Origin of the sequence: Kitasatospora sp. NPDC058170 (assembly GCF_042883905.1) — a bacterium.
Taxonomy (GTDB): Bacteria; Actinomycetota; Actinomycetes; order Streptomycetales; family Streptomycetaceae; genus Kitasatospora.
This window is the reverse complement of record NZ_JBHVUV010000016.1, coordinates 178,590-202,851: the sequence shown is the minus strand read 5'-3', so window position 1 is coordinate 202,851 and position 24,262 is coordinate 178,590. Positions and strand designations below refer to the sequence as shown.

Here is a 24,262-nt window from a genome sequence, read left to right as displayed (position 1 = left end):
CTCGTACTGGACGTACTTGGGCTTTCGGCCGGTGCGGCGAGAGTGCGTGCCGGGCGTCGCGACGGGGCGAAGGTTGCCTGACGCGGCACTAGCGGGGTCGCCGGGGGTCAGCGCCGGTAGCCGCGCTGCGGGTCCCGCTCCTCCGCGTCCTCGTAGGACAGGAACCAGCCCTCCGGGTGGGTCGCGGCCAGCAGCAGCTCGGCGCGCTGCTCGGTGCTCAGCTCCGGATCGCCGTCGTCCGGCCCGTAGACCCCGAACAGCTCGTCGTGGCAGCCGTCCCAGTCGTAGTCGTAGAGGTCGGCCGGCAGGTCGCCCATCATGTCGGCGACCGACTCGGGCTGCGCACCGAGCAGCGTGCGGGCGTCCACCAGGGCCATCCGCAGCGCGATCTCCTCGGCCAGGCAGCGCGGCAGCGGCCACTCGCCGAGCGCCAGGTCGTCGGCGAGGTCGTCGAAGGCGCGGGCCGTCGCACGCCGCCAGCCCCGGTGCAGGAGCCAGGTGCGCTGCGGCAGCCGGCCGAACACCGTCCAGTCGGCCTCCTCCCCGTCGGTCACCGGCTCGTCCTCGTGCTCCTCCAGGTCGTCGTACGCCGCATCGGCCAGGCCGAGGAGTTGGGCGTGCAGCAGACAGGCCGTGCGCGGGGTGAGGGTCCAGTCGCCGGCCCCGCCGCCGCCGTCCGCCTCGTCGGCGTCCAGCGGGAACAGCTCGGCGAAGTCCGGGGCGAAGTCCTCGGTGACGCTGATCTCCAGCGTGCCGCCGATCGCCTCGACGCCCGGCATCGCGGCGACCAGCCGGTCCGGGTGCAACAGTGCGCCGAGCGCCGCGTTGGCGTCCTCGGCGACCTCGCGCAGCAGCTCACGGCGCTGGCCGGCCGGGTCGATGCCGTCGAAGTCCAGTTCCTCCACGGCCGCGATCGCGGCGGCGCGCAGCGCCGGCCAGTCGGTGATCCGCAGGCCCAGCACCACCGTCGCCTCGATCTCCTGCGCACCGGAGTCCTCCGCCGCGCCCGGCCCCTGTGGATGATCGCTTCGCTCGCCCATGGGGCTACGGTACGGCCTTTCCGCCCTCCCATCACCGGTGTGTCCGGCATCTCCACGCGTTCTCCGGTGGTTCCCGGCCCCGCCTCGGCCGTCGGGCCGCCTGCGGCGCAGAGGATGGGCCCATGGCCAACATTGACGAATACGGCGGCGGGCAGGGCCCGAACACCCAGGTACTGGTGGTCACCACCAACGACATCCCCGGCTTCCGGGTCGATCACGTGATCGGCGAGGTCTTCGGCCTGACGGTGCGCAGCCGGCACATCGGCAGCCAGATCGGCGCCTCGCTGAAGTCCCTCGTCGGCGGCGAGCTGAAGGGCCTGACCAAGACCCTGGTGGAGAGCCGCAACGAGGCGATGGCGCGGCTGGTGGAGCAGGCCCAGGCCCGCGGTGGCAACGCGGTGCTGATGATGAGGTTCGACGTCACCGAGGCCGCGGACGTCGGCACGGAGATCTGTGCGTACGGGACGGCGGTGGTGATCTCCCCGGCGACGTAGCCGCCACCGGGAACACCGGCCCGACCCCCGATGTTTCACCGGCGTGACTGTTTACGGTGCAACCAACGGTGGGGTGGACGGCACGGCGGACGGCAGGGCGGGCACCGCGGCCGACGCCGCTGCGGTCCGCCGGGTCGACGTCGTGGTGGTGGGCGCCGGACAGGCGGGCCTGTCCGCCGCCTACCACCTGCGCCGCCGCGGCTTCGCCCCCTACCGGGCGGGCGCCGACGGCGGCTTCGTCGTGCTCGACGCCGATCCCGCGCCCGGCGGTGCCTGGGCGCACCGCGCGCCCTCGCTGCGGATGGCGACCGTGCACGGCTTCCACGACCTGCCCGACCTCGAGCTGCCCGCGCCGGACCCGGACGCCCCCGCCCGCGAGGTCGTGCCGGGGTACTTCGCGGCGTACGAGGCGAAGCACGCGCTCCCGGTGGTGCGCCCCGTCCGCGTCCTGGCCGTCCGCTCGGCGGCGGAGCGCCCCGACGCCCGGCTGCTGGTCGAGACCGACTCCGGCACCTGGTCCGCCCGGGCGCTGATCAACGCCACCGGCACCTGGACCCGGCCCTTCCTGCCGCACTACCCCGGCCGGTTCGCCGGGCGGCAGCTGCACTACGCCGAGTACCGCGGCCCGGAGGAGTTCGCGGGCAAGCGCGTCCTGGTGGTCGGCGGGGGCGCCTCCGCGATCCAGGTGCTGTCGGAGGTCGCGGCGGTCGGCGAGACGGTCTGGGTCACCAGGACCGAGCCGGTCTACCACGAGGGCCCGTTCACCCCCGAGTACGGCCGCGCGGTCGTGGCCAAGGTCGAGGAGCGGGTCCGGCAGGGGCTGCCGGTGCGCAGCGTGGTGAGCGTGACCGGCCTCGGCCCGTCCGTCGCCTACCGGCGCGCCGAGGAGCTGGGGGCGCTGCACCGCCGCCCGATGTTCGACCGGCTCACCGAGCACGGCGTCGCCTGGGGCGAGGTCGAGCTTCCGGTCGACGCCATCGTCTGGGCGACCGGTTTCCGCCCCGAGGTCGGCCACCTCGCCCCGCTCGGCCTGCGCTCACCCGGCGGTGGCATCGCCCTCACCGGCACCCGGGCGAGCGCCGACCCGCGCGTCCACCTGGTCGGCTACGGGCCCTCCGCCAGCACCATCGGCGCCAACCGGGCCGGGCGGGCCGCCGTCGGCGACCTCGTCGGGCTGCTGGGCGAGCCGGCGCCTGAGCCGGCCCGGGCCGCCGCCGTGCCGGCCCGGTAGCCGGGCTCGGCTGGTCGGCGCGGCGGCTCGGCGGTCGGCTCGGCGGTCGGCTCGGCTCGGCGGGTCGGCTCGGCGGGTCGGCCGAGCCGATCCGCTCAGTGGTTCGCTCAGTGGTCCGCTCAGCGGTCGTAGTCGACGGTCACCCGGTCGGTGAGCGGGCGGGCCTGGCAGGTCAGCACGTAGCCGGCCGCCAGTTCCTTCTCCTCCAGGGCGAAGTTGCGGCGCATCTCCACCTCCCCCTCGGTGACCAGGGCGCGGCAGGTGCCGCAGACCCCGCCCTTGCAGGCGAACGGCAGGTCGGGGCGGGAGCGCTGGGCGCCGTCCAGGACGGATCGGTCGCGCGGCAGGCAGAGGGTGCTGCCGCGGCCGTCGAGGACGATGGTGACCTCGCTGCTCGCGCCGCCGTCCGCGGGCCCGGCCTCGGGGGACCGCTCGGCGACCGGCTCGTCCTCGGCGTGGAACAGCTCCTGGTGGACCCGGTCGGCCGGGACACCGAGGGCGGACAGCAGGTCCTTGGCCCCGGTGACCATCCCGAACGGGCCGCAGAGCCACCAGTGGCCCACCTCCGCCACGTCCACCAGGGCCGTCAGCAGCGCCTCCACCCGGTCCGGGTCGAGCCGGCCGCTGAGCAGCTCGGCGTCCCGGGTCTCCCGGGAGAGGACGTGCACCAGCTGGAAGCGGCCGAGGTAGCGGTCCTTCAGGTCGGCCAGCTCGTCCGCGAACATCACGGTGTCGCTGCGCCGGTTCCCGTAGAGCAGGGTGACGGTGGAGGTGCGGTCGGCGGCCAGCACCGAGCCGGCGATGGAGAGCATCGGGGTGATGCCGGAGCCGGCCGCCAGCAGGACGTGGTCGGCGGGCTCGCCGAGCTCGGGGGTGAACAGGCCGGAGGGCGTCAGCACCTCGACCTCCTCGCCTGCCCGCGCGTCCCGCACCATCCAGCGGGAGAACAACCCGCCCGGCACCTCACGGACGGCGATCCGCAGCGGGCCGCCGACGGGGGCGCAGATCGAGTACGAGCGGCGCTCGTCGACACCGTCCACCACCCGGCGCAGCGTCAGTGTCTGACCCGGCCGGAACGCGAACTCCTCGGCGAGCTCGTCCGGCACCTCGAAGGTCACCGCGACGGCGTCCTCGCAGAGCCGCTCGACCAGGGCGATCCGCAGCCCGTGGAAGGTCGGGCGGCGCACGGCGCGGACGGCCGGGGCCGGACGGACGGCTGCCTGGGCCGCCGGGGCGGTGGCTGCCGGGGCCGGGTCGGTGGCGGCCGGGGCTGGGCGGGCGGCCATTCAGATCTCCTTGACGCGTTCGAAGGGCTCCCGGCAGCCGCGGCAGCGCCACAGCGCCTTGCAGGCGGTGGAGCCGAAGCGGGACAGCTCCTCGGTGTCGGTACCGCCGCAGAGCGGGCAGGCCACCAGGTGGCGGGTCGGGCCGAGGGCCAGCAGGCCGGGGGACGAGGGGCGGTCGGCCGTCGGGCCGGGCGGGGCGATGCCCGCCTCGGCGAGCTTGCGGCGGCCCTCCTCGGTGATCAGGTCGGTGGACCACGGCGGGTCCAGGCGCAGCCGCACCCGGACGTCCGGGTAGCCGGCCGCGCGCAGCCGCCCGTCCACGTCGGCCGCCATCTCGGCGACCGCCGGGCAGCCCGAGTAGGTCGGGGTCAGCCAGGCGGTCACCGTCGTGCCGTCCTCCTCGACCCCGGCCAGCACCCCGAGATCGGCGAGGGTGAGCATCGGCAGCTCCGGGTCCGGGACGGCTGCCGCGATCTCCCAGGCCCGGCTGTGCACGGTCGTCACCATGTCGCCCCCGGGTGCGCGCGGGCCAGCACCTGGAGTTCGGCCAGCAGCAGGCCCAGCGCCTCGGTGTGCACGCCGTCCCGGCCGGCCCGGCCGCCGACACTGGCCAGCGGCGGCGTCTGCGGGACGGTCAGCCCGGCCTCGGCGAGCACGGCGGCGAGCTCGCGCAGGACCGGCGCGCGCAGCGTGCCCGGGTCCACGCCGACCCGCAGCTCCACCGGGTGCGCGGTGAACAGCTCGTCCAGCAGCGGCCAGGCCTCGTCCAGCCCGGCCTGCATCCGCTGCGCCGAGTACGGGGTGCCGTCGCCGAGCCGCAGCGTCCAGGCGGTGGCGTACTCGCGGTGGTAGGCCAGCTCCTTCACGCCCCGGGCGGCGACCGCCGCCAGCACCGGGTCGGCGTGCCCGGCCAGCGCCTCGTACAGCGCGGCGCGCGCGGTGGCGAAGAGCAGCAGCCTGGCGATCGAGAAGGCGAAGTCCCCGTTCGGGGCCTCGACCAGGCGGACGTTGCGGAAGTCGTGCTCCTCGCGCCAGTACGCCAGGTCGTCCTCGGTCCGCCCGGAGCCGTCGGCCTGGCCGGCCCGGGTGAGCAGCTGGCGGGCCTGGCCGAGCAGGTCGAGGCCGAGGTTGGCGAGCGCCACCTCCTCCTCCAGCTCGGGTGCCCGGGTGCACCACTCGATCAGTCGCTGGGCGAGGACGAGGGCGTCGTCGCCGAGCATCAGGCAGTAGGCGGCGAGGTCGGCGCCGTCCAGGCCGGCCGGCACGGCGGTGTCCACGCCGAGCAGTGGATCGGCGAAGCCCGTCCCGTAGGCCCAGCGGCCCTCGCCCTCGGGCTCGGGGGACGCCTCGGAGAGGGTCAGGTAGACGTGGTCGTCGGTCATGGGTTCTGCTGCTCCCCGTCAGATGTGCGGGACATCCTCGGGGATGTCGTAGAAGGTCGGGTGGCGGTAGACCTTGTCGCCGCTCGGTTCGAAGAACGGGTCCCGCTCGTCCGGGGTGGAGGCGGTGATCGCGTCCGAGCGGACCACCCAGAGGCTGACGCCCTCGTTGCGCCGCGTGTAGAGGTCGCGGGCGGCGAGCAGGGCCATCCGGTCGTCGGACGCGTGCAGCGAGCCGACGTGCACGTGGTTCAGGCCGCGCCGGGGGCGCACGAACACCTCGTACAGCGGCCAGCCGGCCTTGGACTCGGTCACTTTCCGTTCTCCTCTTCGGCTTGGTGCCGCACCTCGGCGCGACGCTTCTCCGCGTAGGCGACGGCCGCCTCGCGGACCCACTCGCCGTCCTCGTGGGCGGCCCGGCGGCGCTCGACCCGCTGGGCGTTGCACGGGCCCTGGCCGTGGATCACCCTGGTCAGCTCGGACCAGTCGGGCTCGCCGAAGTCCCAGCCGCCGCGCTCCTCGTTCCAGCGCAGCCCGGGGTCGGGGAGGGTGACGCCGAGGTGCTCCGCCTGCGGGACGGTCATGTCGACGAAGCGCTGGCGGAGCTCGTCGTTGGTGTGCCGCTTGATCCGCCAGCCCATCGAGCGGGCGGTGTTCGGCGAGTCGGCGTCGGAGGGACCGAACATCATCAGCGAGGGCCACCACCAGCGGTCCACCGCGTCCTGGACCATCCGGCGCTGGGCGTCCGTCCCGCGCATCAGCGTCATCAGCAGCTCGTAGCCCTGGCGCTGGTGGAAGGACTCCTCCTTGCAGATCCGGACCATGGCGCGGGCGTACGGGCCGTAGCTGCAGCGGCAGAGCGGGACCTGGTTGCAGATCGCGGCGCCGTCGACCAGCCAGCCGATCACGCCGACGTCGGCGAAGGTGAGCGTCGGGTAGTTGAAGATCGAGGAGTACTTCTGGCGGCCGGAGATCAGCTTCTCGGTGAGCTCGGCACGGTCCACGCCGAGGGTCTCGGCCGCGGCGTAGAGGTAGAGGCCGTGGCCTGCCTCGTCCTGGGCCTTGGCCAGCAGGATCGCCTTGCGGCGCAGGGACGGGGCCCGGGTGAGCCAGTTGCCCTCGGGCTGCATCCCGATGATCTCGGAGTGCGCGTGCTGGGCGATCTGGCGGATCAGGGTGGCCCGGTAGGCGTCGGGCATCCAGTCCCGGGGCTCGATCCGCTGTTCGGCGGCGATCACCGCTTCGAAACGGTCCTCCTGCGTCTGCAGGGGGATCGGTTCGGCCACCTCTGCTGTCACCACGGCCCCTCTCGCCCTTCTCCGGTCCTGCGCCCGTCCTGCGCCGGTCCCGCGCCGATCCTTCGACCGACTGACCGTTCGGTCGGTTCCATTGTGCGCGGTGGGACGGGGGCCTGACAAGGGAGCCCGGCCGACGGTTGGGGCGGCGGGGGGTGCGGGCGGTCGCGCAGCGGGGCCCGGTGGGGCCCCGGCGGGCGCGCCGACCCGCGACCCGCCCGGCCGAGGGTGGGGTCGGGCGGGGCGGGGCACGCACCGGCGCCGGGCCACGGCCCAGGTGGAGGGCCCCAGCGCAGGTGCCGGGCCTCAGCGCAGACGTTCCAGCTGCTCCGCGCGGGTGGCGCGCTTGGCGAAGACCTTCTCCTTCCGGTCGTCCATCCGCCGCAGGACGGTCTTGCGGGCGCGGTGGGAGAGACGGTCGATGTAGAGCCCGCCGTAGAGGTGGTCGGTCTCGTGCTGGAGGCAGCGGGCGAAGTAGTCGTGGCCCTGGATCACCAGCGAGCGCCCCGCGAGGTCGCGGCCGCGTACCACGGCGAAGTCCGGGCGGGCCAGCCCCAGGTACGGGCCGGGGACGGAGAGGCAGCCCTCCTCCGCCTCGACCAGCCGGCGGTCGGCGGCCGGCAGCTCGTCCAGGACCGGGTTGAAGATGTGGCCGACGTGCCGCGCCCCGCTCTCGTCCAGGCAGTCCCAGACGAAGCCCTGGAGGTCCACGCCGATCTGGTTCGCCGCCAGCCCGACGCCCTCGGCCACCCACATCGCGGCGAACATGTCGTCGACCAGTCCGGCCAGCTCCGGTGTGCCGAACTCCTCGTCCGACACCGCCCTGCACCGTCGGTGCAGCACCTCCTCCCCCACCACGGTGATCCGGCGCACCGCGCCGCGCAGCGTCTCCGGCGGCACCTCCGGGTACGCCTCGACCCGCTCGCCCTGCAGCCACACCGACCCCCGCGCGGATCCCTGCGCCGACCCGTGGGTCGATCCATGCGTCGATCCGTAGGCCGACACCATGCCGCGCGCCAGGTCCCGCGCCGGCTCCTGCGCCTGCGCCTGTGCCCGGTCCTGCCGCTGTGCCCGCGCCTGGTCTCGCGCCTGCCCTTGCGCCTGCGCCTGCACCTGGTCTCGCCCCTGTTCGGCCATGGCCGGACTCCCTTCCCGTGTTGTACTGGCCCGCCTATCCATACTTTGCAAAGTGTGACTTTGCAAATAGCTGGTCGAGGCAATGGCCTGCCATCTGGGGTGATTCATCCGCTCAGGACTTGCCAGGCACTTTGCAAACAGGCATCTTTGCAAAGTGCCTACCGACAAGACGCCAGCCGCCGAGACCGGGGGGCGGCCCCTTGAGGCCGCGCCCAACCGGCCGCTACCGCACCACCCGATCCGCCTCGCGCTGCTCGACCTGATCGCGGCGTGGGGCAGGATCACCTCCAACCAGGCGGCTCAGCTTCTGCACCAGAGCTCGGGCACCTGCTCGTTCCACCTGCGCCAGCTCGCCCGGTACGGCCTCATCGAGGAGGCCCCCACCGGCGACGGCCGGTCGCGCCCCTGGCAGCTGCGCTGGGAGGGGTCGCTGATGCCGCCCGACGGCGCCGACACCGGCTCCCCGACGGACTCCTCCGCGTCCGCCCAGCGCCTGGCCCCCACGCCGGACGGCGGACCGGGCTCCGGCCCGGGCTACGAGCTGCGCCCCGACCTGGCCGGGGACCTGGAGGACACCAGCTACCGCCAGTGGCTCTCCCACCGCGCGCAGGCCCCCGCCGAGTGGCAGCAGGACGAGGCGTCCAGCGACGTCCTCCACCTCACCCCCGACGAGCTGGCCGACCTCGGCGCCGCCGTCCGCGCCCTGCTCGCCCCCTACCGGCGCCGCGGTCCCGCCCCCGACACCCGCCCGGTGGCCGCCGTCACCCGGCTGTTCCCGCTCCTCGAACACCCCGCCGGGGAGACCGGCCACTCCTCCGGGGACGCCCGGCGGCCCGAGGGCGGCTAGGACCGATGCCACTGACTTAACAGCGATCGCAAGCCGCTGACCTGGGGCGATGCTTCGGCCAGAGGGCCACGGAAGGGCCCAGAGTCAGTGGTGTTGCGGCTCGGGCGTGTTTGCAAAGTCGCGTCGGACCAGGCCGCGGCTCCCCCGGCCTCCGGCCGGGAGGTACCTCGGGGCCGGGAGGTACCTCGGGGCCGGGAGGTACCTCGGGGCCGGGAGGTACCTCGGGGCCGGGAGGTACCTCGGGGCCGGGAGGTACCCCCCCCCGATCCAAGGCGCCTCCCGACCGAAGCCTGGGGGCGGATGCCCGGCGTCGTGGACCCGGCGGGACTTTGCAAACACGCCCTGGCACCCGGGGCCCGTGGCCGACGGGCGCCGGTAGGGACCGAGGACGACGGCGGGCCCGCCGTCCGGTCGGCACCGGACAACGGGCCCGCCGTCGGGTCGGCCCCAGAGCGAGCGGCTAGCCCTCCGAGCGGTCCCTCAACCGCGGCAGCGGAACCGCGAGCAGCGCCGCCAGCAGCGCGATCCGGGGCGCCAGCTGGTCGATCCGGATGTGCTCGTGCCGGGCGTGCGCCCCCGCGCCGACCGCGCCGAAGCCGTCCAGCGTGGGCAGCCCGCGCGAGCCCGGCAGGTTGGTGTCCCCCGCCCCGCCGGCCGGTGCGCCGTCCAGCTGCTGGCCGAGCACCGCCGCGAGCGAACGAACGTGCCGCAGCAGCGGGTTGCCGGAGCGCTCCGGCCAGGCCGGTCGGCTGGACAGCACCTCGGTCCGCACCCGGGCCCCCGGGCGCAGCGCGGTCAGCCGGGCCAGGTTGTCGAGCGTGCGGCGCTGCGCCTCCGCGGTGGAGAAGCGCAGGCCGAGTTCGGCCTCCGCCCGGCCGGCGATGACATTGGCGCGGGTGCCGCCGCTGATCCGCCCGGCGTTGAGCTCGGTGCCCGGCTGGCCGGCCAGGTCGCGCACCGCGACCAGCTGGTCGACGAGCTCGTCCACGGCCGAGACGCCGTCGGTGGCGTCGTTGCCGGCGTGGGCTTCGCGGCCGGTGACGGTCAGCCGTACTCGGGTGCTGCCGCGGCGGGCGGTCTTGAGCCGGCCGTCGGGGTGCGGCGGTTCGAGCCCCAGCACGGCGGCGGCTCCGCGCAGTTGGCGCTCGACCAGGCGCCTGCCGTCGGGGCTGCCGACCTCCTCGTCCGAGACGACGACCAGGCGGACGGTGCGGTGCGGGCGCTGGCCGAGGTCGGCGAGCAGGGCGAACGCACCCTCCAGGATGGCGAGTCCGCCCTTCATGTCGACCACGCCGGGGCCGCTGAGGGTGCCGTCCTGTTCGGTGACCGGCCAGTCGGCGAGGGTGCCGACCGGCCAGACGGTGTCGTGGTGGCCGACCACCAGGAGGTGCGGCAGGCTCTCGTCCTGGCCGTCCCACTGGAGGACGAGGTGGTCCCCGGCCGGGGCGGCCTCGCGGTGCGCGGTGGCGCCGGTGGCCCGGAACCCGGCGGCCAACTCCTCCGCCAGGGCGTCGAGTCGGGGTGCGTCTCCGCTGGGGGACTCGATCCGGGCCAGGTCCGCGCAGCGCCGTCGGACGGCTCCGGCCAGTGTGCGGGCGCGGGTGCTGAGCGCCTGGGGCAGGCCGGGGAGTGCGGCGGTGGGGCCGGTCTGGGCCTCACTCTCGGTGGCGGTCGACAGAGCCGCCGACGCGACGGCCGGCGGGGCGACGGATGCTGTGACCGAGGCCGTGACCGCCGCTGCGACCGACACCGTGACCGCGAGGGTGGTCGGTGCGACGGACGAGGTCCCGGTCGGCGCTGCGGACGGCGCAAGGGACGGAGCGACGGTTGGTGGGGCGATCGGTGGGGTTGTCGGTGAGGTTGGGGGAAGCCCTGTCGGCGGGGCGGTCGGCGCGACGGTCGGGAGGGCGGCTGTCGGCGCGCTTGCCGCGCGGGTCACGGACTCTGCGGCGACGGGGTCGGAGGTCGCGGTCGGCGCGCCGGCCGGCCGAACTGCTTGGGGACTCAACGCTCGCCTCCGCGGCCGCCGCCGGTATTCAGCGGCCGCACCGGCCGGCCGGACCAGCCCGGGTGTCCGGACCAGCCGGGACGTGCGGCCCCGGCGGACCGCACGGTGCGCCAGGACGGCCCGTCTGGCCCAAGTACGGTGGAACGGCTGGGCGGCATGCTTGGCATTGCGTCCTCCTCGCTCGATCCGGAGGCCCCGGTCGGCCCGGAGCCCCCGTGGACGGCGGCTTCGAAGCGGCGGGCGCAGAGAGCGCACCACCGCAGGGAAGCCGAGATGTGAGCCTAGAAGAACCGTTCGGTTTCCTGCGAGGTGGCCCTGCTCCCAGCGCACCGGGACCAGACCCCGCTACGGGGCGCCCGTGGGAGAACAGCGGCGGGCGCACGGCGCGCGGGCCTGGATCGGCGCGCGAGCGCGGTCGCCGGATCGCGCCCATCTCCACCATGGACCTCGCGCCGGAGTTCGGCAGCGCAAACCGCCAAGGCGCGGCATTTCCACGCCGGATGGGTGACAACGGCTCAGCGCCCGGTACGAGGTGGGAGCCCGCCCGGCACGGCTGCGGCGGCAGCTGACAGCGGACGGCCCGTCGCCGTGGAGAGGCGGCGGGTGGAGCTCGGCGACCGGTGGTCGGTGATCGACGGACAGCGGACAGCGGACAGCGAGCAGCGAGCAGCGGTCGGCAGTCCGTGGTCAGTCGGTGTCGTCCACCACCCCGGCGTCGCGGGCGAGGAGCGCGGCCTGGACGCGGTTGCCGACGCCGAGCGCGGTGAGGATCCGGCTGACGTGCGCCTTGACGGTGCTCTCCCGCATGCCGAGTGCGGATGCGATCTCGGCGTTGGAGCGGCCGCGGCCGAGTTCGCGCAGCACCTCGGCCTCGCGCGGGGTGAGGGCGGCGACGCGGCTGCGGGCCTCGACCGAGCGTGGTGCGCCGGTGCGGTGGTAGCGGTCGATCAGGCGGCGGGCCGCGGCCGGGTGCAGCATGCCCTGCCCTGCGGCGACGACGTGCACCGCGCGGGCGATCTCGGCGGGCGGCGTGTCCTTGAGCAGGAAGCCGTCGGCCCCGGCGGCGAGTGCCTGGTACACGTACTCGTCCAGGTCGAAGGTGGTCAGCGCGATGACGCGCGGGGCCTCGGGGAGCTCGCGCAGCCGGCGGGTGGCGGCGATGCCGTCCAGCCGGGGCATCCGGATGTCCATCAGGGCGACGTCGATCCGCCGCTGGCGGGCCAGCTCGACGGCCTGCAGTCCGTCGGCGGCCTCGGCGACGACGGTCAGGCCCGGGTCCTGGGCGAGGAGGTCGACCAGGCCGAGTCGGACGAGGGCGTCGTCGTCCACCACCATGGTGCGGATCACTCGGTCTCCCTCGGCGGGGTCGCTTCGGCGACGGTTCTCGGTTCGGCCGCGCCAGGGCGCCGGGGCGGGCCCGGGGACGACGGCCGGGGTGGCGGCGGCACCAGGGGCAGCACTGGCGGCGGCGCTGGGGTCGGCACCGGCGGCGGTTCGGGTGTGCGCCGCGGTGGCGGCAGTTGGGCGGCGAGCCGGAACCCGCCGCGCCCGTCGGAGCCCGCGTCCAGGTACCCGCCGAGCGCACCGACCCGTTCGGCGAGCCCGACCAGCCCGTACCCGCCGCCGGTGCCGTCCCCGTCCGGTAGCGGATCGCCCACCCCCCTGCCGTTGCGTACCTCGACGCTGGTCGCCGGGGCCCCGTAGCGGACCCGGACCGTCACGGGTGCGGTGTGCGCGTGCTTGCGGGCGTTGGTCAGTGCCTCCTGGACCAGCCGGTGGACGGCCAGGCGGTGGGTGGTCGGCACGCTCTCCGGATCGCCGACGAGCGAGAGTTCGACGATCTGCCCGGCCTCGGTGGCCTCGCCGACGAGCTCGGTGAGATCGCGCAGTGCGGGCGCCGGTACGGGGGTGGGGCGGGAGAGGCCGGCAGGCCGGTGGCCCGGCGTCGGCTCGGCAGGCGGTTCGGGTGGCCCGGGGACCGGTGGCGGCGGTTCGGGCGGCGGCTCCGGCTCCGCCCGGAGGGCGCCGAGGACGTCACGCAGGTCGTCGAGTGATCGGGCGGCCGTGGTGCGCAGCAGCTCCAGTCGGTGCGCGAGCCGGGCCTGGTCGTCGGCGACGGTGCCGGCCCGGGCTTGGTCGCGGAGCACTCCGGCGTGCAGCACCAGCAGGCTGAGGCGGTGGGCCAGCACGTCGTGCATCTCGCGGGCGATCCGGGCGCGTTCGGCGGAGCGGGCCTGGTCGGCGCGGAGCTCACGCTCGCGGCGCAGTGCGTCGACCTGGTCGTGCAGGGTGCGGATCAGGACGCGCCGGCCGTGCAGCCAGAGCCCGCATGACACGACGGCGGCCTCGATCACCAGTTGGGAGCCGGTGGTGCCCGCCCAGTCGACCACCGAGTCCGCGCGGGTGGCGCTGAGCAGGGCGATGGCGCCGCCGGCCGCGCCGGCGGGGACGAGGCGGCCGGTGGAGGCCAGGTGGTAGACGCTGAACAGGCCGGGGAAGGCCCGGTTGAACAGGCCTGCGGTGAGGACGGGCAGGACGGCGGCGGCGACGGGGTGGCGGCGGGAGAGGAGGAGAGCGAGGGAGGCGAGTGCGGCGACGGCCGTCCGGAGGGGGCGGTGGGGGTCGTCGGTGTGGCTCCACTGGGCGATGGACTCCTCGACGGCCAGGAGGGGGATCGCGAGCAGGAGCAGGGTCTCGGTCCATCGGCGCCGGTCCGGTCCGTACCAGCCGAGCAGGGCGCGGCCGGGTCGGCTGTCCGCGGTGGCCGGTCGGACCGGCCGGTCTGTCGTGCGCGTGTTCACTCCGCCCCTCCCGCCTTGGACCGGCGTCCGCCCGCTGCGGCCGCCGGCCCGATGCTACGGCGGGTCCGCGAGGTCGTACCCCCGACGAAAGGGCATCGACACCCTCGACTTTCGTCGGGGTCGGGCGTCGCCCAACGGCCGATTCGGCGTCGCCAAGGCGTCTCTACCGTCGGCTTCATGACGACAGATCAGATTCGTTCGAGCGTTTCCGCCGGTCCCGGTCCCGCTCCCGCCCTGCCGCTCGGGAGGGCCGGCGACCGGCTGGTGTTCCTGGCGGAGGCACTCCGCACGTTCCGCAGCACGGGCGCGCTGGCTCCCAGCGGGGCGGGTCTGGTGAACGCCCTGGTGGTCCCGGTCACCAGCCGTCCGGACCGGCCGCTGTCGGTGCTGGAGGTCGGCGCCGGGACGGGCACGGTGACCCGGCGGCTGGCCCGGGTGCTGCGCCCGGGCGACCGCTTGCACGTCGTCGAGGCGAACCCGCGGTTCGTGCGGCGGCTCCGGGAGGATCCGGATCTGGGTCGGCTCGGCCCCCGGATCGGCCTGCGGCTGTCGGCCTGCCGGCTGGAGGAGCTGCCGGAGTGCCGGCCGCAGGCGCCGGACGGGGGCGGGCCGCTGGGCGAGCGGTACGACGTGGTCGTCTCGGGGCTGCCGTTGACCAACTTCGAGCCGGCCGAGGTGCGGCACGTCCTGGACCTGTATCTGCGTCTGCTCGTCCCCGGCGGGGAGCTGACGTACTTCGGGTATCTGGGGACGACGGCGGCCCGGACGCTCGTCTCGGGGCCGCGCCGGGGTGCCCGGCACCGGGCGGTGGTGCGGCTGCTGCGGCGGTTCGAGGCGGCGCACGGGCTCGGCAACCGGACGGTGTGGCGCAACCTGCCGCCGGCCCGGGCCCAGCTGTTGCGCGCACCGGGCGGTTCGGCCGTCTCCGGCAGCGCGGGCCACTCGGGCCGCCCGGCCCGCCCGGAGGGCTGAGGCCCCTCGGGCGACGCGGAGGGCTCAGCTCAGTGGGAGGGCCCGGGGAGCTCGGGCTCGCCGACGGGCGGGGCCGCGGCCGCCGCTCGATGATGGACCGGGGCCGGCCCCGGCTCCGTGTCCGGGAGCGAGGAGCTTGCGATGACCGTGACGGTACGCGACGCCGAGGCGAAGGGCCGTTTCGAGGCGTGGGTGGGCGGCACCCTGGCCGGCTTCGCCGAGTACATGCGCAGCGACCACCTGGTGGTGTATCCGCACACGGTGGTGGAGCCCGCCTTCGAGGGGCAGGGCGTCGGCGGCACCCTGGCCCGGGCCGCGTTGGACGACGCGCGCACGCGGGGGCTTGCGGTGCTGGCGACCTGCCCGTTCATCAAGGGCTGGATGCTGCGCCATCCGGAGTACACGGATCTCGCGTACGAGAACCGCAGCCGGGTGGCGGACTGATGGCCGACGCGGATGACGCAGACGAAACGGATGAAGCGGGCGGGAGTGGTGGGGCGGGCGCTCGGGCCGACCGGGCGGACGCGCGCCACGGGGGCGTGCGGACGTACGAGGCCGAGGGGATCGCGGTGGCCTTCGACCCGGCGGTGTGCCGGCACGCCGCCGAGTGCGTACGGGGGCTGCCGGCCGTGTTCGACACCGGGCGGCGGCCGTGGATCCACCCCGACGCGGCCGAGCCGGAGGTGGTTGCCGAGGTGGTGCGGCGCTGTCCGACCGGCGCGCTGTCCTACCGGCTGGCGGGCGGGGCCACGGAGGTGCCGGACCGCCCGACGGCGGTGACCCGGACCCCGGACGGGCGGCTGCTGCTGCGCGGGTGGCTGCGGGTGACGGACGCGGCGGGCGAGGTGCGGGAGACGCCTCGGGCGATGCTCTGCGGCTGCGGCCGCAGCGCCGGGCAGCCGTACTGCGACCGCAGCGGGGTCTGCGGAGAGGGGTGACGGGCGGGCGGGGGTGGGGCGCGGCGCAGCGCGACGCAACACAACGGTGACGGATGACGGGCCTGAGATGACGGATGACGAATGACAGATATTGAAATCTGTCAGTCGTCATGCCATAGTTGAGGCACGCCAGCCCCACCCCTCCCCGCCACAAGGAGCACCCCGTGCCCACGACCACGACCCCCCGCACCACCCTCGGCGCCACCGGCCCGGCCACCTCCGCCCTCGGCCTCGGCTGCATGGGCATGTCGGACCTCTACGGCCCCGCCGACGAGACCGAGAGCATCGCCACCGTCCACGCCGCCCTCGACGCCGGCGTCACCCTGCTCGACACCGGCGACTTCTACGGCATGGGCCACAACGAGCTGCTGATCCACGACGCGCTGCGCGGTCGCGACCGCGAGAACGTCCAGATCAGCGTGAAGTTCGGCGCCCAGCGCGGCCCCGGCAACGACTGGCTGGGCTACGACGCCGGCCCGGCCGCCACCAAGGCCTCCCTCGCCTACACGCTGCGCCGCCTGCGCACCGACTACATCGACGTCTACCGCCCGGCCCGCCTGGACCCGAACGTCCCGATCGAGGAGACCGTCGGCGCGATCGCCGACCTGGTCAAGGCCGGCTACGTCCGCCACATCGGCCTGTCCGAGGTGGGCGCCGACACTCTGCGGCGCGCGGCCGCCGTGCACCCGATCAGCGACCTGCAGATCGAGTACTCGCTCATCTCCCGTTCCATCGAGGCGGAGATCCTGCCCACCGCCCGCGAACTGGGCATCGGCATCACCGCGTACGGCGTGCTCTCGCGCGGTCTGCTCAGCGGCCACTGGAGCGCGGACCGCGAGCTGGCCGGTACGGACTTCCGCGGCCACAGCCCGCGTTTCCAGGGCGACAACCTCACCCACAACCTCACGCTGGTCGAGGCCCTGCGGGCGATCGCCGCCGCCAAGGACGCCACCGTCGCGCAGGTCGCGATCGCCTGGGTCGCCTCGCGCGGCGAGGACATCGTCCCGCTGGTCGGCGCCCGCCGCCGCGACCGCCTCACCGAGGCCCTCGGCGCGCTGGATGTCGAGCTCACGGCGGCCGACCTCGCCGCCGTCGAGGCCGCGGTACCCGCCGGGTCCGCCGCCGGGGACAGGTACGCTGCCGCACAGATGGCCCACCTCGACAGCGAGCACTGAGCGCGGCAGACGCCGACGACGAGCTCGCCGCCGAGCGCGCGGCCGCCTGTCAGCCGCACGACCGTCCGCCGCCGCGGTGGCGGACACACCACCCGTTAGGACGTCTCCCCGTGACCTCGGACAACGCACTCACTCCCGAGCAGATCCTGAGCGCGGCGGAGGACGTCCTCAGGCGGTTCGGCCCGGCCAAGGCCACCGTCGTGGACGTCGCCCGCACCCTCGGTGTCAGCCATGGCAGCGTCTACCGCCACTTCCCCAGCAAGGCGGCGCTGCGCGATGCCGTCACCCGGCGCTGGCTCGACCAGACGCACTCCAGCCTCGAACTCGTCACCGTCGAGCCCGGCCCCGCCGTGGAGCGCCTGCACCGCTGGCTGGTGACGCTGTTCGCCGCCAAGAAGCGGAAGGCGCTCGACGACCCGGAGCTGTTCGCCACCTACATGGCGCTGATCCCGGAGACCGGCAGCACGGTCGACGCCCACATCGAGACCCTGATCGCCCAGATCGGCCGGATCATCCAGGACGGCGTCGAGGCCGGGGACTTCCGTCCGACCGACATCGGGACGACCGCCAGGGCCGTGTTCGAGGCGACCGCACACTTCCACGACCCGGCGTACGCGGTGGAGTGGAACGACCCGACGGCTCCGGACCGCCTCGAGGCGGTGTGGGCCCTGCTGCTCGGCGGCCTGCTCAGCAAGCGCTGAGCCGGGCCCGGCCCCGCGGGTGCGCCGGGTCAGCGGCGGGAGTTCCCGAAGAAGATGCGGTAGAGGATCAGCAGCACCAGGGCGCCGCCGATCGCCGAGGCCCAGGTCGCCAGGTCGAAGAACTGCCCCGACACGGACCTGTGGAAGACCCGCGAGGCGATCCAGCCCCCGACGAAGGACCCGGCGATGCCGATCAGGGTGGTCACCACCAGGCCGCCCGGGTCCTTGCCCGGCAGCAGCAGCTTGGCCAGGGCCCCGGCCACCAGCCCCAGCACGATCCACGCGACGATGCTCATCCGTCCGTCCTCCCGCCCTCCGTCGCGGCGGCACCCGAGCCGACCGCTGCACTGCCGGGGACGCCGGCGCACACCTGTCCGGTTCCCGGGGCCGAGGCGTGGCACCCTCGGCCCCGGGGTCCGGCGGCGCGATACTGCGGCCATGCGCATCCTGATCGCCGCCGCCGGCTCCCGGGGTGACGTCGCCCCCTTCACCGGCCTCGGCGCCCGTCTCCAGGCGGCCGGCCACCAGGTGGCGGTGGCCACCCACGGCACCTTCGCCGACTCCGTACGCGCCGCGGGGCTGGAGTTCCGCCCGCTCCCGGTCGACCCCCGCGAGGAACTCGCCTCCACCCGGGGCCAACGCCTCCTGCAGGCCGGGTCCGGGCCGCCGGCGCTGCTGCGACTCCTGCGCCTGGGCCGCGCGTCCATGCCCGCCCTCGGGGACGGCATCGCCGACGCCACCGCCCTGGGCGCCGACCTCCTGCTCACCTCCGCCACCACCGCCGCCCTCGGCCAGGTCGCCGCCGAGGCCGCCGGCATCCCCAGCCTCGGCCTGTACCTCCAACCGCTGGCCCCCACCCGCGAGTTCGCCCCGGCCTTGACCGGCACCCGGTCCCTCGGACGCACCGGGAACCTGCTCGCCGGCCATGCCGTCCAGGCCGCCGTCGACCAGCTCTTCGCCCCCGCCGTCCGTGGGTTGCGCCGCCGCCTGGGCCTGCCGCGGCAGGGGATCGCGCGCGCCCGCCGCACCCAGCGCATCCTGCACGGCTTCTCCCCCGCCGTGATCCCCCGGCCCGCCGACTGGCACCCCGGCCTCGACGTCGTCGGCTACTGGTGGCCGCACCAGGACCACACCTGGCAACCCCCGGCCCGTCTCCTCGACTTCCTCGCCGCCGGCCCACCGCCCGTCTTCGTCGGCTTCGGCAGCCTGGTCGTCCCGGACCCCGAACGCCTCACCGCCACCGTCCTCGCCGCCCTGCGGGCCGCCCGGGTCCGGGCCGTCCTCCAGTCCGGCTGGAGCGGCCTCGGCGCCGCCGACAGCGAGACCGTCCTCACCATCGGCGACACCCCGCACCACTGGCTCTTCCCCCGCATGGCCGCCGTCGTCCACCACGCCGGGGCCGGCACCACCGCCGCCGCCCTGCGTGCCGGGACGCCCGCCGTCCCCGTCCCCGCCCAGCTCGACGCGCCGTTCTGGTCCGCCCGCGCCACCCGCCTCGGCGTCTCCCCCGGCGCAGTCCCGCTGCGCCGGCTCAGCGCCCCGCTCCTGGCCACCGCGATCCGCCGGGCCCTGGACGACCCCCGGCACCTCGGTCGGGCGCGGTCCCTCGCCGCCACCCTCGCCACCGAGGACGGCACCGCCCGGGTACTGGCCGCCGCGGAACGCCTGGCGGGCTGAACCCCCGCCGACGGCCCCACCCGACCCGGGCAGCCCCGCGGCCCGGACGACCCGGGCGGCCGCGGAGTCGCTGAGTCGCGGGGCCCATCACCCCTGCCGGGTCCGGGAGTCGAGGCTCAGCACCGTGTACAGCAGCACGCCGACCGTGAAGCCCACGGCCCAGCCGTAGTCCGCGAGCGGCTTCAGGACCGGGATCAGGCCGCCGACCGGGAACGGGCCGGTCGCCACCCCGGCGGAGTCGACGGTGGAGTACGAGCCGCCGACCGCGAGCAGCCCGCCCACGCCGAAGGAGAGGACGGCACGCCAGTTCCAGCCCGCCCGGTACCAGTAGGGGCCGGCGCCCGGGGTGTAGAGGGCGGCCAGGTCGAGGCGGGTGCGGCGGATGATCCAGTAGTCGGCGATGAGGATGCCGGCCACCGTCCCGAGCAGGCCGCCGACCAGGCCCAGCCAGGTGAAGATGTACATCTCGGGGCTGGAGAGCAGCTTCCACGGGAAGATCGCGATCCCCACCACTCCCGTGATCAGCGCCCCCGTACGGAAGTTGATGAGACGGGGGGCGAGGTTGGCCAGGTCGTAGGCGGGTGAGACGACGTTGGCGGCGATGTTCACCGAGAGGGTCGCGACCAGCACGGTGACCAGGGCGAAGAGGATCCCCGGCACACTGTCGATCTTCGCGGTGAGTTCGATCGGATCCCAGATCGCGGTGCCGTACACGGCCTCCGAGCCCGAGGTGACCAGCACCGAGAGCACCGCGAAGGCGGTCATCGTGGTCGGCAGGCCCAGCGCCTGGCCGAGGGCCTGGGCGCGCTGGCTGCCCCCGAAGCGGGTGAAGTCGGGGATGTTGAGGCTGAGGGTGGCCCAGAACCCGATCATGCCCATCAGTCCGGGGAAGAAGACCTTCCAGAAGCCGCTGCCCCAGCCGAGTTCGGACGGCTGCGACAGCAGCGTGCCGAGCCCGCCGGCCTTCACCGCGATCCAGGCCAGCAGGGCCACCGCGCCCACGATGACGAACGGGGCGGCCCAGTTCTCGACCTTCCGCAGCGTGTCCATCCCGCGGTGGATGATCGCTATCTGGACCGCCCAGAACAGCAGGAAGGAGAGCCAGAGCGTCCACGGGTGGCCGCCGAACTCCGCTGCGGTCCGCCAGGATTCGCCGAACAGCTTGCCCGCCAGCAGGAAGATGCCGGAGCCGCCGATCCAGGTCTGGATGCCGAACCAGGCGCAGGCGACGGCGGCCCGCACGAGTGCGGGCAGATTGGCGCCGCGCAGGCCGAAGGAGGCACGGGCGAAGACCGGGAACGGGATGCCGTACTTGGTCCCGGCATGGCCGGTGAGCAGCATCGGCCCGAGCACGATCAGGTTGCCGAGCGCGATGGTGAGGACCGCCTGCTTCCAGTCCATCCCGAGCGCGACCAGGCCCGAAGCCAGCGTCCAGGAAGGGATGTTGTGGGCCATGCCGACCCACAGGGCGAGGAAGTTGTAGGTGGTCCAGGTGCGCCCGGCGACCGGAACGGGCAGCAGGTCGTCGTTGGTGAAGCCGTTGGCCGGGAGGGTGACGGCCGGGCCCAACTCGACCCGGCCGTCGGGGTGCTGGATCTGGGATGCGGCTCCGCCGCCCCCTATCGCGGCGGTTCCGGTCACCGGCGGGCGCCTTCGGCCAGGTGCGGGATGACGTCGGCGCCGTACGCGTCGATGGTCTGCTCGACGGCGTCGTGCATCGCGTAGACGGCGAACTGGTCGACCCCCAGGGCGCGGAGGCGCTCCAGACGGTCCAGCTGGGCGGCCACCGGGCCGATGAGACAGAAGCGGTCGACGATCTCGTCCGGGACGAAGGCGGTGTCGGGGTTTCCGGCGCGACCGTGGTGGCTGTAGTCGTAGCCCTGCCGGTCCTTGATGTAGTCGGTGAGGGCCTCGGGGACGAGGGCGGAGTGCTCGCCGTAGTGGGTGACCAGATCGGCGACGTGGTTGCCGACCATGCCGCCGAACCAGCGGCACTGTTCGCGGGCGTGGGCGAGTGCGGCCGGGGAGTCGTCCTCGGTGACGTAGGCGGGGGCGGCGACGCAGATGGTGAGCGAGGCGGGGTCGCGGCCGGCCTCGGCGGCGGCCGCGCGGACGGCCTTGATCATGTACTCGGTGAGGTACGGGTCGGCGAGCTGCAGGATGAAGCCGTCGGCCTGACTCCCGGTCAGGGCGAGTGCCTTGGGGCCGTACGCGCCCATCCAGATCGGCAGTGCGGCGCCGGGCTGCACCCAGGGCAGGTGCATCTCGGTGCCGTCCACCTCGATCGAACGGCCTTCCGCCAGAGCCTTGATGGCGTGCATGGCCTCGGAGAGCCGGGCGAGCGTGGCGGGGCGGCGGCCGGCGACGCGCATCGCGGAGTCACCGCGACCGATGCCGCAGACGGTGCGGTTGCCGTACATGTCGTTGAGGGTGGCGAAGAGGGAGGCGGTGACCTCCCAGGTGCGGGTGGAGGGGTTGGTGACCATCGGACCGACGGTCAGCCGCTCGGTCTCGGCCAGGATCCGGCTGTAGATGACGAAGGGCTCCTGCCAGAGCACGCAGGAGTCGAAGGTCCAGCCGTGGGTGAAGCCGGCCCGCTCGGCGCGGACCATGCGGTCGATGAGCAGGCGGGCGGGCGGGTCGGTCTGCAGGACGAGGCCGATGTCCATGGGGCGCTCCAGGGAAGGGGCCACCCGGGGACCGGCGGTGACGGCCCCCGGGCAGCTGCCGGGCAGGGAGGGAAGGAGACGAGAGGAAGAGGCGGAAGAGGCGGAAGGGACGAGGACCGCGGCGGGGGCCGGGCTCAGGTGAGGTACTGGCAGGTGTCCCGGCGCAGGAAGGTGCCGTGGCCGGCCCGTCCGAGCCAGCTGCCGCCGTCCACGACGACGGTGCCGCGGGAGAGCACCGTCCGGGCGCGGCCGGTGAGTCGGCGGCCCTCGTAGGCCGAGTAGTCGACGTTCATGTGGTGGGTGGCCGCGGAGACGGTCTGGACGGCGGCGGGGTCGTAGACGACCAGGTCGGCGTCCGCGCCGGGGGCGATGGTCCCCTTGCGCGGGTGCAGGCCGAACATCCGGGCGGGCGTGGTGCAGGCGATCTCGACCCAGCGGCGCCGGCTGATCCGCCCGTCGACCACCGCCTGGTGGAGCAGGTCCATCCGGTTCTCCACGCCCGGCAGGCCGTTCGGGATCTTGGAGAAGTCGCCCCGGCCGAGGTCCTTCTGGCCGACGAAGCAGAACGGGCAGTGGTCGGTGGAGACCACCTGGAGGTCGTTGGTGCGCAGCCCCCGCCAGAGCGCCTCCTGGTGCTCGCGGGGGCGCAGCGGGGTGCTGCACACGTACTTGGCGCCCTCGAAGCCCGGTTCGGCGAGGTTGTCGGTGGACAGGAACAGGTACTGCGGGCAGGTCTCGCCGAAGACGTTGAGGCCGGCGTCGCGGGCCTCGGCGAGTTCGGCGAGGGCGGAGGCGGCGGAGACGTGGACGACGTAGAGCGGGCTGCCGGCGACCTGGGCGAGCCTGATCGCGCGGTGGGTGGCCTCGGCCTCCAGGAGTTCGTGCCGGACCTCGCCGTGGTAGCGGGGGTCGGTGCGGCCGGCGGCGAGGGCCTGTTCGACCAGGACGTCGATGGCGATGCCGTTCTCGGCGTGCATCATGATCAGCCCGCCGTTGGCGGCGCCGCGCTGCATGGCGCGCAGGATGCGGCCGTCGTCGCTGTAGAAGACGCCGGGGTAGGCCATGAAGAGCTTGAAGGAGGTGGATTCGCCGGAGTCGACGAGGGCGTCCATCTCCTTGAGCACACCGTCGTTGACGTCGGAGACGATGGTGTGGAAGGCGTAGTCGATGGCGCAGTTGCCGTCGGCCTTGGCGTGCCAGGCGTCGAGGCCCTCGCGCAGGGCGCCGCCGACGGGCTGGACGGCGAAGTCGACGATGGTGGTGGTGCCGCCCCAGGCGGCTGCGCGGGTGCCGGTCTCGAAGGTGTCGGAGGCCGAGGTGCCGCCGAAGGGCAGCTGCATGTGGGTGTGCGCGTCGACGCCGCCGGGGATGACGTAGTGGCCGGTGGCGTCGATGACCTGGGCGTCCCCGTCGCCCCAGGCCGCGGCGGCGTCGCTGCCGGTGGCGGCGAGGGCGGCGATGCGCTCGCCCTCGATCAGGACGTCGGCGTGCAGTTCGTCGGTGGCGGTGATGACGAGGCCGCCGCGGATCACAGTTCGGCTCATGGCGTCGGCCCCTCTCACGCCTCGGTCAGGGGTCCGTAGGCCTCGGGCCGGCGGTCCCGGTAGAACGCCCACTGCTGGCGGACCTGTTCGATCAGGCCGAGGTCGAGGTCGCGGACGACGAGCTCCTCCTCCTTGTCGGAGGCGACGTCGCCGACGAACTGGCCGCGCGGGTCGACGAAGTAGGAGGTGCCGTAGAAGTCGTTGTCGCCGTACTCCTCGGTGCCGACGCGGTTGATGGCGGCGACGAAGTACTCGTTGGCGACGGCGGCGGCGGGCTGTTCGAGCTGCCAGAGGTAGCTGGAGAGTCCGCGGCTGGTGGCGGAGGGGTTGTAGACGATCTGCGCGCCGGCCAGGCCGAGGGCGCGCCAGCCCTCGGGGAAGTGGCGGTCGTAGCAGATGTAGACGCCGACCTTGCCGACGGCGGTGTCGAAGACGGGCCAGCCGAGGTTGCCGGGCTTGAAGTAGTACTTCTCCCAGAATCCCTTGACCTGGGGGATGTGGTGCTTGCGGTACTTGCCGAGGTAGCTGCCGTCGGCGTCGATCACGGCGGCGGTGTTGTAGTAGACGCCGGGCTGGTCCTCCTCGTAGACGGGGACCACGACGACCAGGCCGAGTTCGCGGGCGAGGTCCTGCATCCGGACGACGGTGGGGCCGTCGGGGACGGCCTCGGCCCAGCGGTAGTGCTCGGGCTCCTGGACCTGACAGAAGTAGGGGGCGTTGAAGACCTCCTGGAATCCGATGATCTTCGCGCCCTGGGCGGCGGCCTCGCGGGCGTGTCGTTCATGGAGGGCGATCATCGACTCCTGATCACCTGTCCACCGGGTCTGGACGAGGGCGGCGCGGACGATCTGCGACATGGGTACCTCCGCAACTCCGGGGCCCAGCCGGGGGTTGGGCCAGCGGTCTGAGGGTTGACGGGGCGGATCCGCCTGCGGGTCCACGAGTGGTCCACCCACGGATCTACGTGCGTAGAACGTGGTGCGTAGACCGTAGGCCCGGCCTCGGCGGCCTGACAATACGTCGGACGTAACGCGGTTGGGGCGGTCTTCCCGCGCGGACACGCGAGGT

At 74.4% G+C, this 24,262-nt stretch carries 24 protein-coding genes; 9 read left to right on the top strand and 15 right to left on the bottom strand.

All coding sequences use genetic code 11. The features are described from left to right. Positions 1-107 precede the first annotated feature (107 nt). Positions 108-1,040, bottom strand: coding sequence for a hypothetical protein (locus ACFVVX_RS19910; protein WP_387947247.1), 933 nt, complete (start codon positions 1,038-1,040; stop codon positions 108-110). Between the two features lie 122 nt (positions 1,041-1,162). On the opposite strand from ACFVVX_RS19910, the gene ACFVVX_RS19905 reads away from it, so the two are divergent. Together ACFVVX_RS19905 and ACFVVX_RS19900 are read left to right on the top strand one after the other, a co-directional pair. Next, the gene (locus ACFVVX_RS19905) at positions 1,163-1,534 is read left to right on the top strand and encodes a YbjQ family protein (RefSeq protein ID WP_387947245.1); all 372 of its coding nucleotides are present in this window, start codon (positions 1,163-1,165) and stop codon (positions 1,532-1,534) included. Positions 1,535-1,607: 73 nt separating this feature from the next. Then, positions 1,608-2,765, top strand: coding sequence for an NAD(P)-binding domain-containing protein (locus tag ACFVVX_RS19900; protein ID WP_387947243.1), 1,158 nt, complete (start codon positions 1,608-1,610; stop codon positions 2,763-2,765). 119 nt (positions 2,766-2,884) lie between these two features. Here ACFVVX_RS19900 and paaE read toward each other — a convergent pair whose 3' ends face one another. From paaE to def, 6 genes are all read right to left on the bottom strand, one after another. Further along, positions 2,885-4,051, bottom strand: a complete 1,167-nt coding sequence (gene paaE / locus ACFVVX_RS19895) for a 1,2-phenylacetyl-CoA epoxidase subunit PaaE (protein ID WP_387947241.1) — start codon at positions 4,049-4,051, stop codon at positions 2,885-2,887. After that, the gene (gene paaD / locus ACFVVX_RS19890; protein WP_387947239.1) at positions 4,052-4,558 is read right to left on the bottom strand and encodes a 1,2-phenylacetyl-CoA epoxidase subunit PaaD; all 507 of its coding nucleotides are present in this window, start codon (positions 4,556-4,558) and stop codon (positions 4,052-4,054) included. It lies immediately after the preceding gene. Beyond that, a complete protein-coding gene (gene paaC, locus ACFVVX_RS19885; RefSeq protein WP_387947237.1) occupies positions 4,552-5,433 on the bottom strand; it encodes a 1,2-phenylacetyl-CoA epoxidase subunit PaaC in 882 nt (293 codons plus the stop codon). The genes paaD and paaC overlap by 7 nt, the downstream gene beginning before the upstream one ends. 18 nt (positions 5,434-5,451) lie before the next feature. Further along, positions 5,452-5,745: a 1,2-phenylacetyl-CoA epoxidase subunit PaaB gene (gene paaB / locus ACFVVX_RS19880; RefSeq protein WP_030234269.1), complete on the bottom strand. Its 294-nt coding sequence runs from the start codon at positions 5,743-5,745 to the stop codon at positions 5,452-5,454. Beyond that, on the bottom strand, positions 5,742-6,728 hold the full coding sequence (gene paaA / locus ACFVVX_RS19875; RefSeq protein ID WP_387947235.1) for a 1,2-phenylacetyl-CoA epoxidase subunit PaaA: 987 nt from the start codon (positions 6,726-6,728) through the stop codon (positions 5,742-5,744). The genes paaB and paaA overlap by 4 nt, the downstream gene beginning before the upstream one ends. Before the next feature lie 303 nt (positions 6,729-7,031). Further along, complete coding sequence (gene def / locus ACFVVX_RS19870; RefSeq protein ID WP_387947267.1) at positions 7,032-7,658, bottom strand: peptide deformylase; 627 nt, start codon at positions 7,656-7,658, stop codon at positions 7,032-7,034. Positions 7,659-8,016: 358 nt separating this feature from the next. Between def and ACFVVX_RS19865 the strand changes: the two genes are divergently transcribed. Continuing rightward, positions 8,017-8,709 (top strand): winged helix-turn-helix domain-containing protein, encoded by a 693-nt coding sequence (locus tag ACFVVX_RS19865; RefSeq protein WP_387947233.1) that lies wholly within the window; start codon positions 8,017-8,019, stop codon positions 8,707-8,709. A gap of 460 nt (positions 8,710-9,169) precedes the next feature. Here ACFVVX_RS19865 and ACFVVX_RS19860 read toward each other — a convergent pair whose 3' ends face one another. The 3 genes from ACFVVX_RS19860 to ACFVVX_RS19850 all read right to left on the bottom strand — a co-directional run bounded on the left by ACFVVX_RS19860 (position 9,170) and on the right by ACFVVX_RS19850 (position 13,518). Then, on the bottom strand, positions 9,170-10,459 hold the full coding sequence (locus ACFVVX_RS19860; protein ID WP_387947231.1) for a M20 family metallopeptidase: 1,290 nt from the start codon (positions 10,457-10,459) through the stop codon (positions 9,170-9,172). Between the two features lie 945 nt (positions 10,460-11,404). Further along, entirely contained in the window at positions 11,405-12,064 is a 660-nt protein-coding gene (locus ACFVVX_RS19855; protein ID WP_387947229.1) for a response regulator, read from the bottom strand. Beyond that, a complete protein-coding gene (locus ACFVVX_RS19850; protein WP_387947227.1) occupies positions 12,061-13,518 on the bottom strand; it encodes a sensor histidine kinase in 1,458 nt (485 codons plus the stop codon). The genes ACFVVX_RS19855 and ACFVVX_RS19850 overlap by 4 nt, the downstream gene beginning before the upstream one ends. A 177-nt stretch (positions 13,519-13,695) precedes the next feature. Between ACFVVX_RS19850 and ACFVVX_RS19845 the strand changes: the two genes are divergently transcribed. The 5 genes from ACFVVX_RS19845 to ACFVVX_RS19825 all read left to right on the top strand — a co-directional run bounded on the left by ACFVVX_RS19845 (position 13,696) and on the right by ACFVVX_RS19825 (position 17,304). Beyond that, positions 13,696-14,490 carry a class I SAM-dependent methyltransferase gene (locus tag ACFVVX_RS19845; protein ID WP_387947225.1) on the top strand — a complete coding sequence of 265 codons (795 nt, stop codon included), beginning with the start codon at positions 13,696-13,698 and terminating at the stop codon, positions 14,488-14,490. A 141-nt stretch (positions 14,491-14,631) separates the two neighbouring features. Then, the gene (locus ACFVVX_RS19840) at positions 14,632-14,934 is read left to right on the top strand and encodes a GNAT family N-acetyltransferase (protein WP_387947223.1); all 303 of its coding nucleotides are present in this window, start codon (positions 14,632-14,634) and stop codon (positions 14,932-14,934) included. Between the two features lie 95 nt (positions 14,935-15,029). Continuing rightward, positions 15,030-15,428, top strand: coding sequence for a (4Fe-4S)-binding protein (locus ACFVVX_RS19835; protein ID WP_387947221.1), 399 nt, complete (start codon positions 15,030-15,032; stop codon positions 15,426-15,428). Between the two features lie 239 nt (positions 15,429-15,667). Further along, complete coding sequence (locus ACFVVX_RS19830) at positions 15,668-16,603, top strand: aldo/keto reductase (RefSeq protein ID WP_387947265.1); 936 nt, start codon at positions 15,668-15,670, stop codon at positions 16,601-16,603. Between the two features lie 110 nt (positions 16,604-16,713). Beyond that, positions 16,714-17,304 (top strand): TetR family transcriptional regulator, encoded by a 591-nt coding sequence (locus ACFVVX_RS19825; protein ID WP_387947219.1) that lies wholly within the window; start codon positions 16,714-16,716, stop codon positions 17,302-17,304. 29 nt (positions 17,305-17,333) lie between these two features. Here ACFVVX_RS19825 and ACFVVX_RS19820 read toward each other — a convergent pair whose 3' ends face one another. Then, complete coding sequence (locus ACFVVX_RS19820) at positions 17,334-17,600, bottom strand: GlsB/YeaQ/YmgE family stress response membrane protein (protein ID WP_387947217.1); 267 nt, start codon at positions 17,598-17,600, stop codon at positions 17,334-17,336. Between the two features lie 142 nt (positions 17,601-17,742). On the opposite strand from ACFVVX_RS19820, the gene ACFVVX_RS19815 reads away from it, so the two are divergent. Further along, complete coding sequence (locus tag ACFVVX_RS19815) at positions 17,743-18,981, top strand: glycosyltransferase (protein ID WP_387947215.1); 1,239 nt, start codon at positions 17,743-17,745, stop codon at positions 18,979-18,981. An 87-nt stretch (positions 18,982-19,068) separates the two neighbouring features. Here the strand turns inward: ACFVVX_RS19815 and ACFVVX_RS19810 are convergent, their stop codons facing one another. The 4 genes from ACFVVX_RS19810 to ACFVVX_RS19795 form a co-directional block, all read right to left on the bottom strand. Beyond that, positions 19,069-20,622: an NCS1 family nucleobase:cation symporter-1 gene (locus ACFVVX_RS19810; protein ID WP_387947214.1), complete on the bottom strand. Its 1,554-nt coding sequence runs from the start codon at positions 20,620-20,622 to the stop codon at positions 19,069-19,071. Then, on the bottom strand, positions 20,619-21,650 hold the full coding sequence (locus tag ACFVVX_RS19805) for a TIGR03842 family LLM class F420-dependent oxidoreductase (protein WP_387947212.1): 1,032 nt from the start codon (positions 21,648-21,650) through the stop codon (positions 20,619-20,621). Before ACFVVX_RS19805 ends, ACFVVX_RS19810 begins: the two co-directional genes overlap by 4 nt. A gap of 134 nt (positions 21,651-21,784) precedes the next feature. Continuing rightward, the gene (gene hydA, locus ACFVVX_RS19800) at positions 21,785-23,194 is read right to left on the bottom strand and encodes a dihydropyrimidinase (RefSeq protein ID WP_387947210.1); all 1,410 of its coding nucleotides are present in this window, start codon (positions 23,192-23,194) and stop codon (positions 21,785-21,787) included. A 14-nt stretch (positions 23,195-23,208) separates the two neighbouring features. Beyond that, a complete protein-coding gene (locus tag ACFVVX_RS19795; RefSeq protein WP_387947208.1) occupies positions 23,209-24,051 on the bottom strand; it encodes a nitrilase-related carbon-nitrogen hydrolase in 843 nt (280 codons plus the stop codon). Positions 24,052-24,262 lie beyond the last annotated feature (211 nt).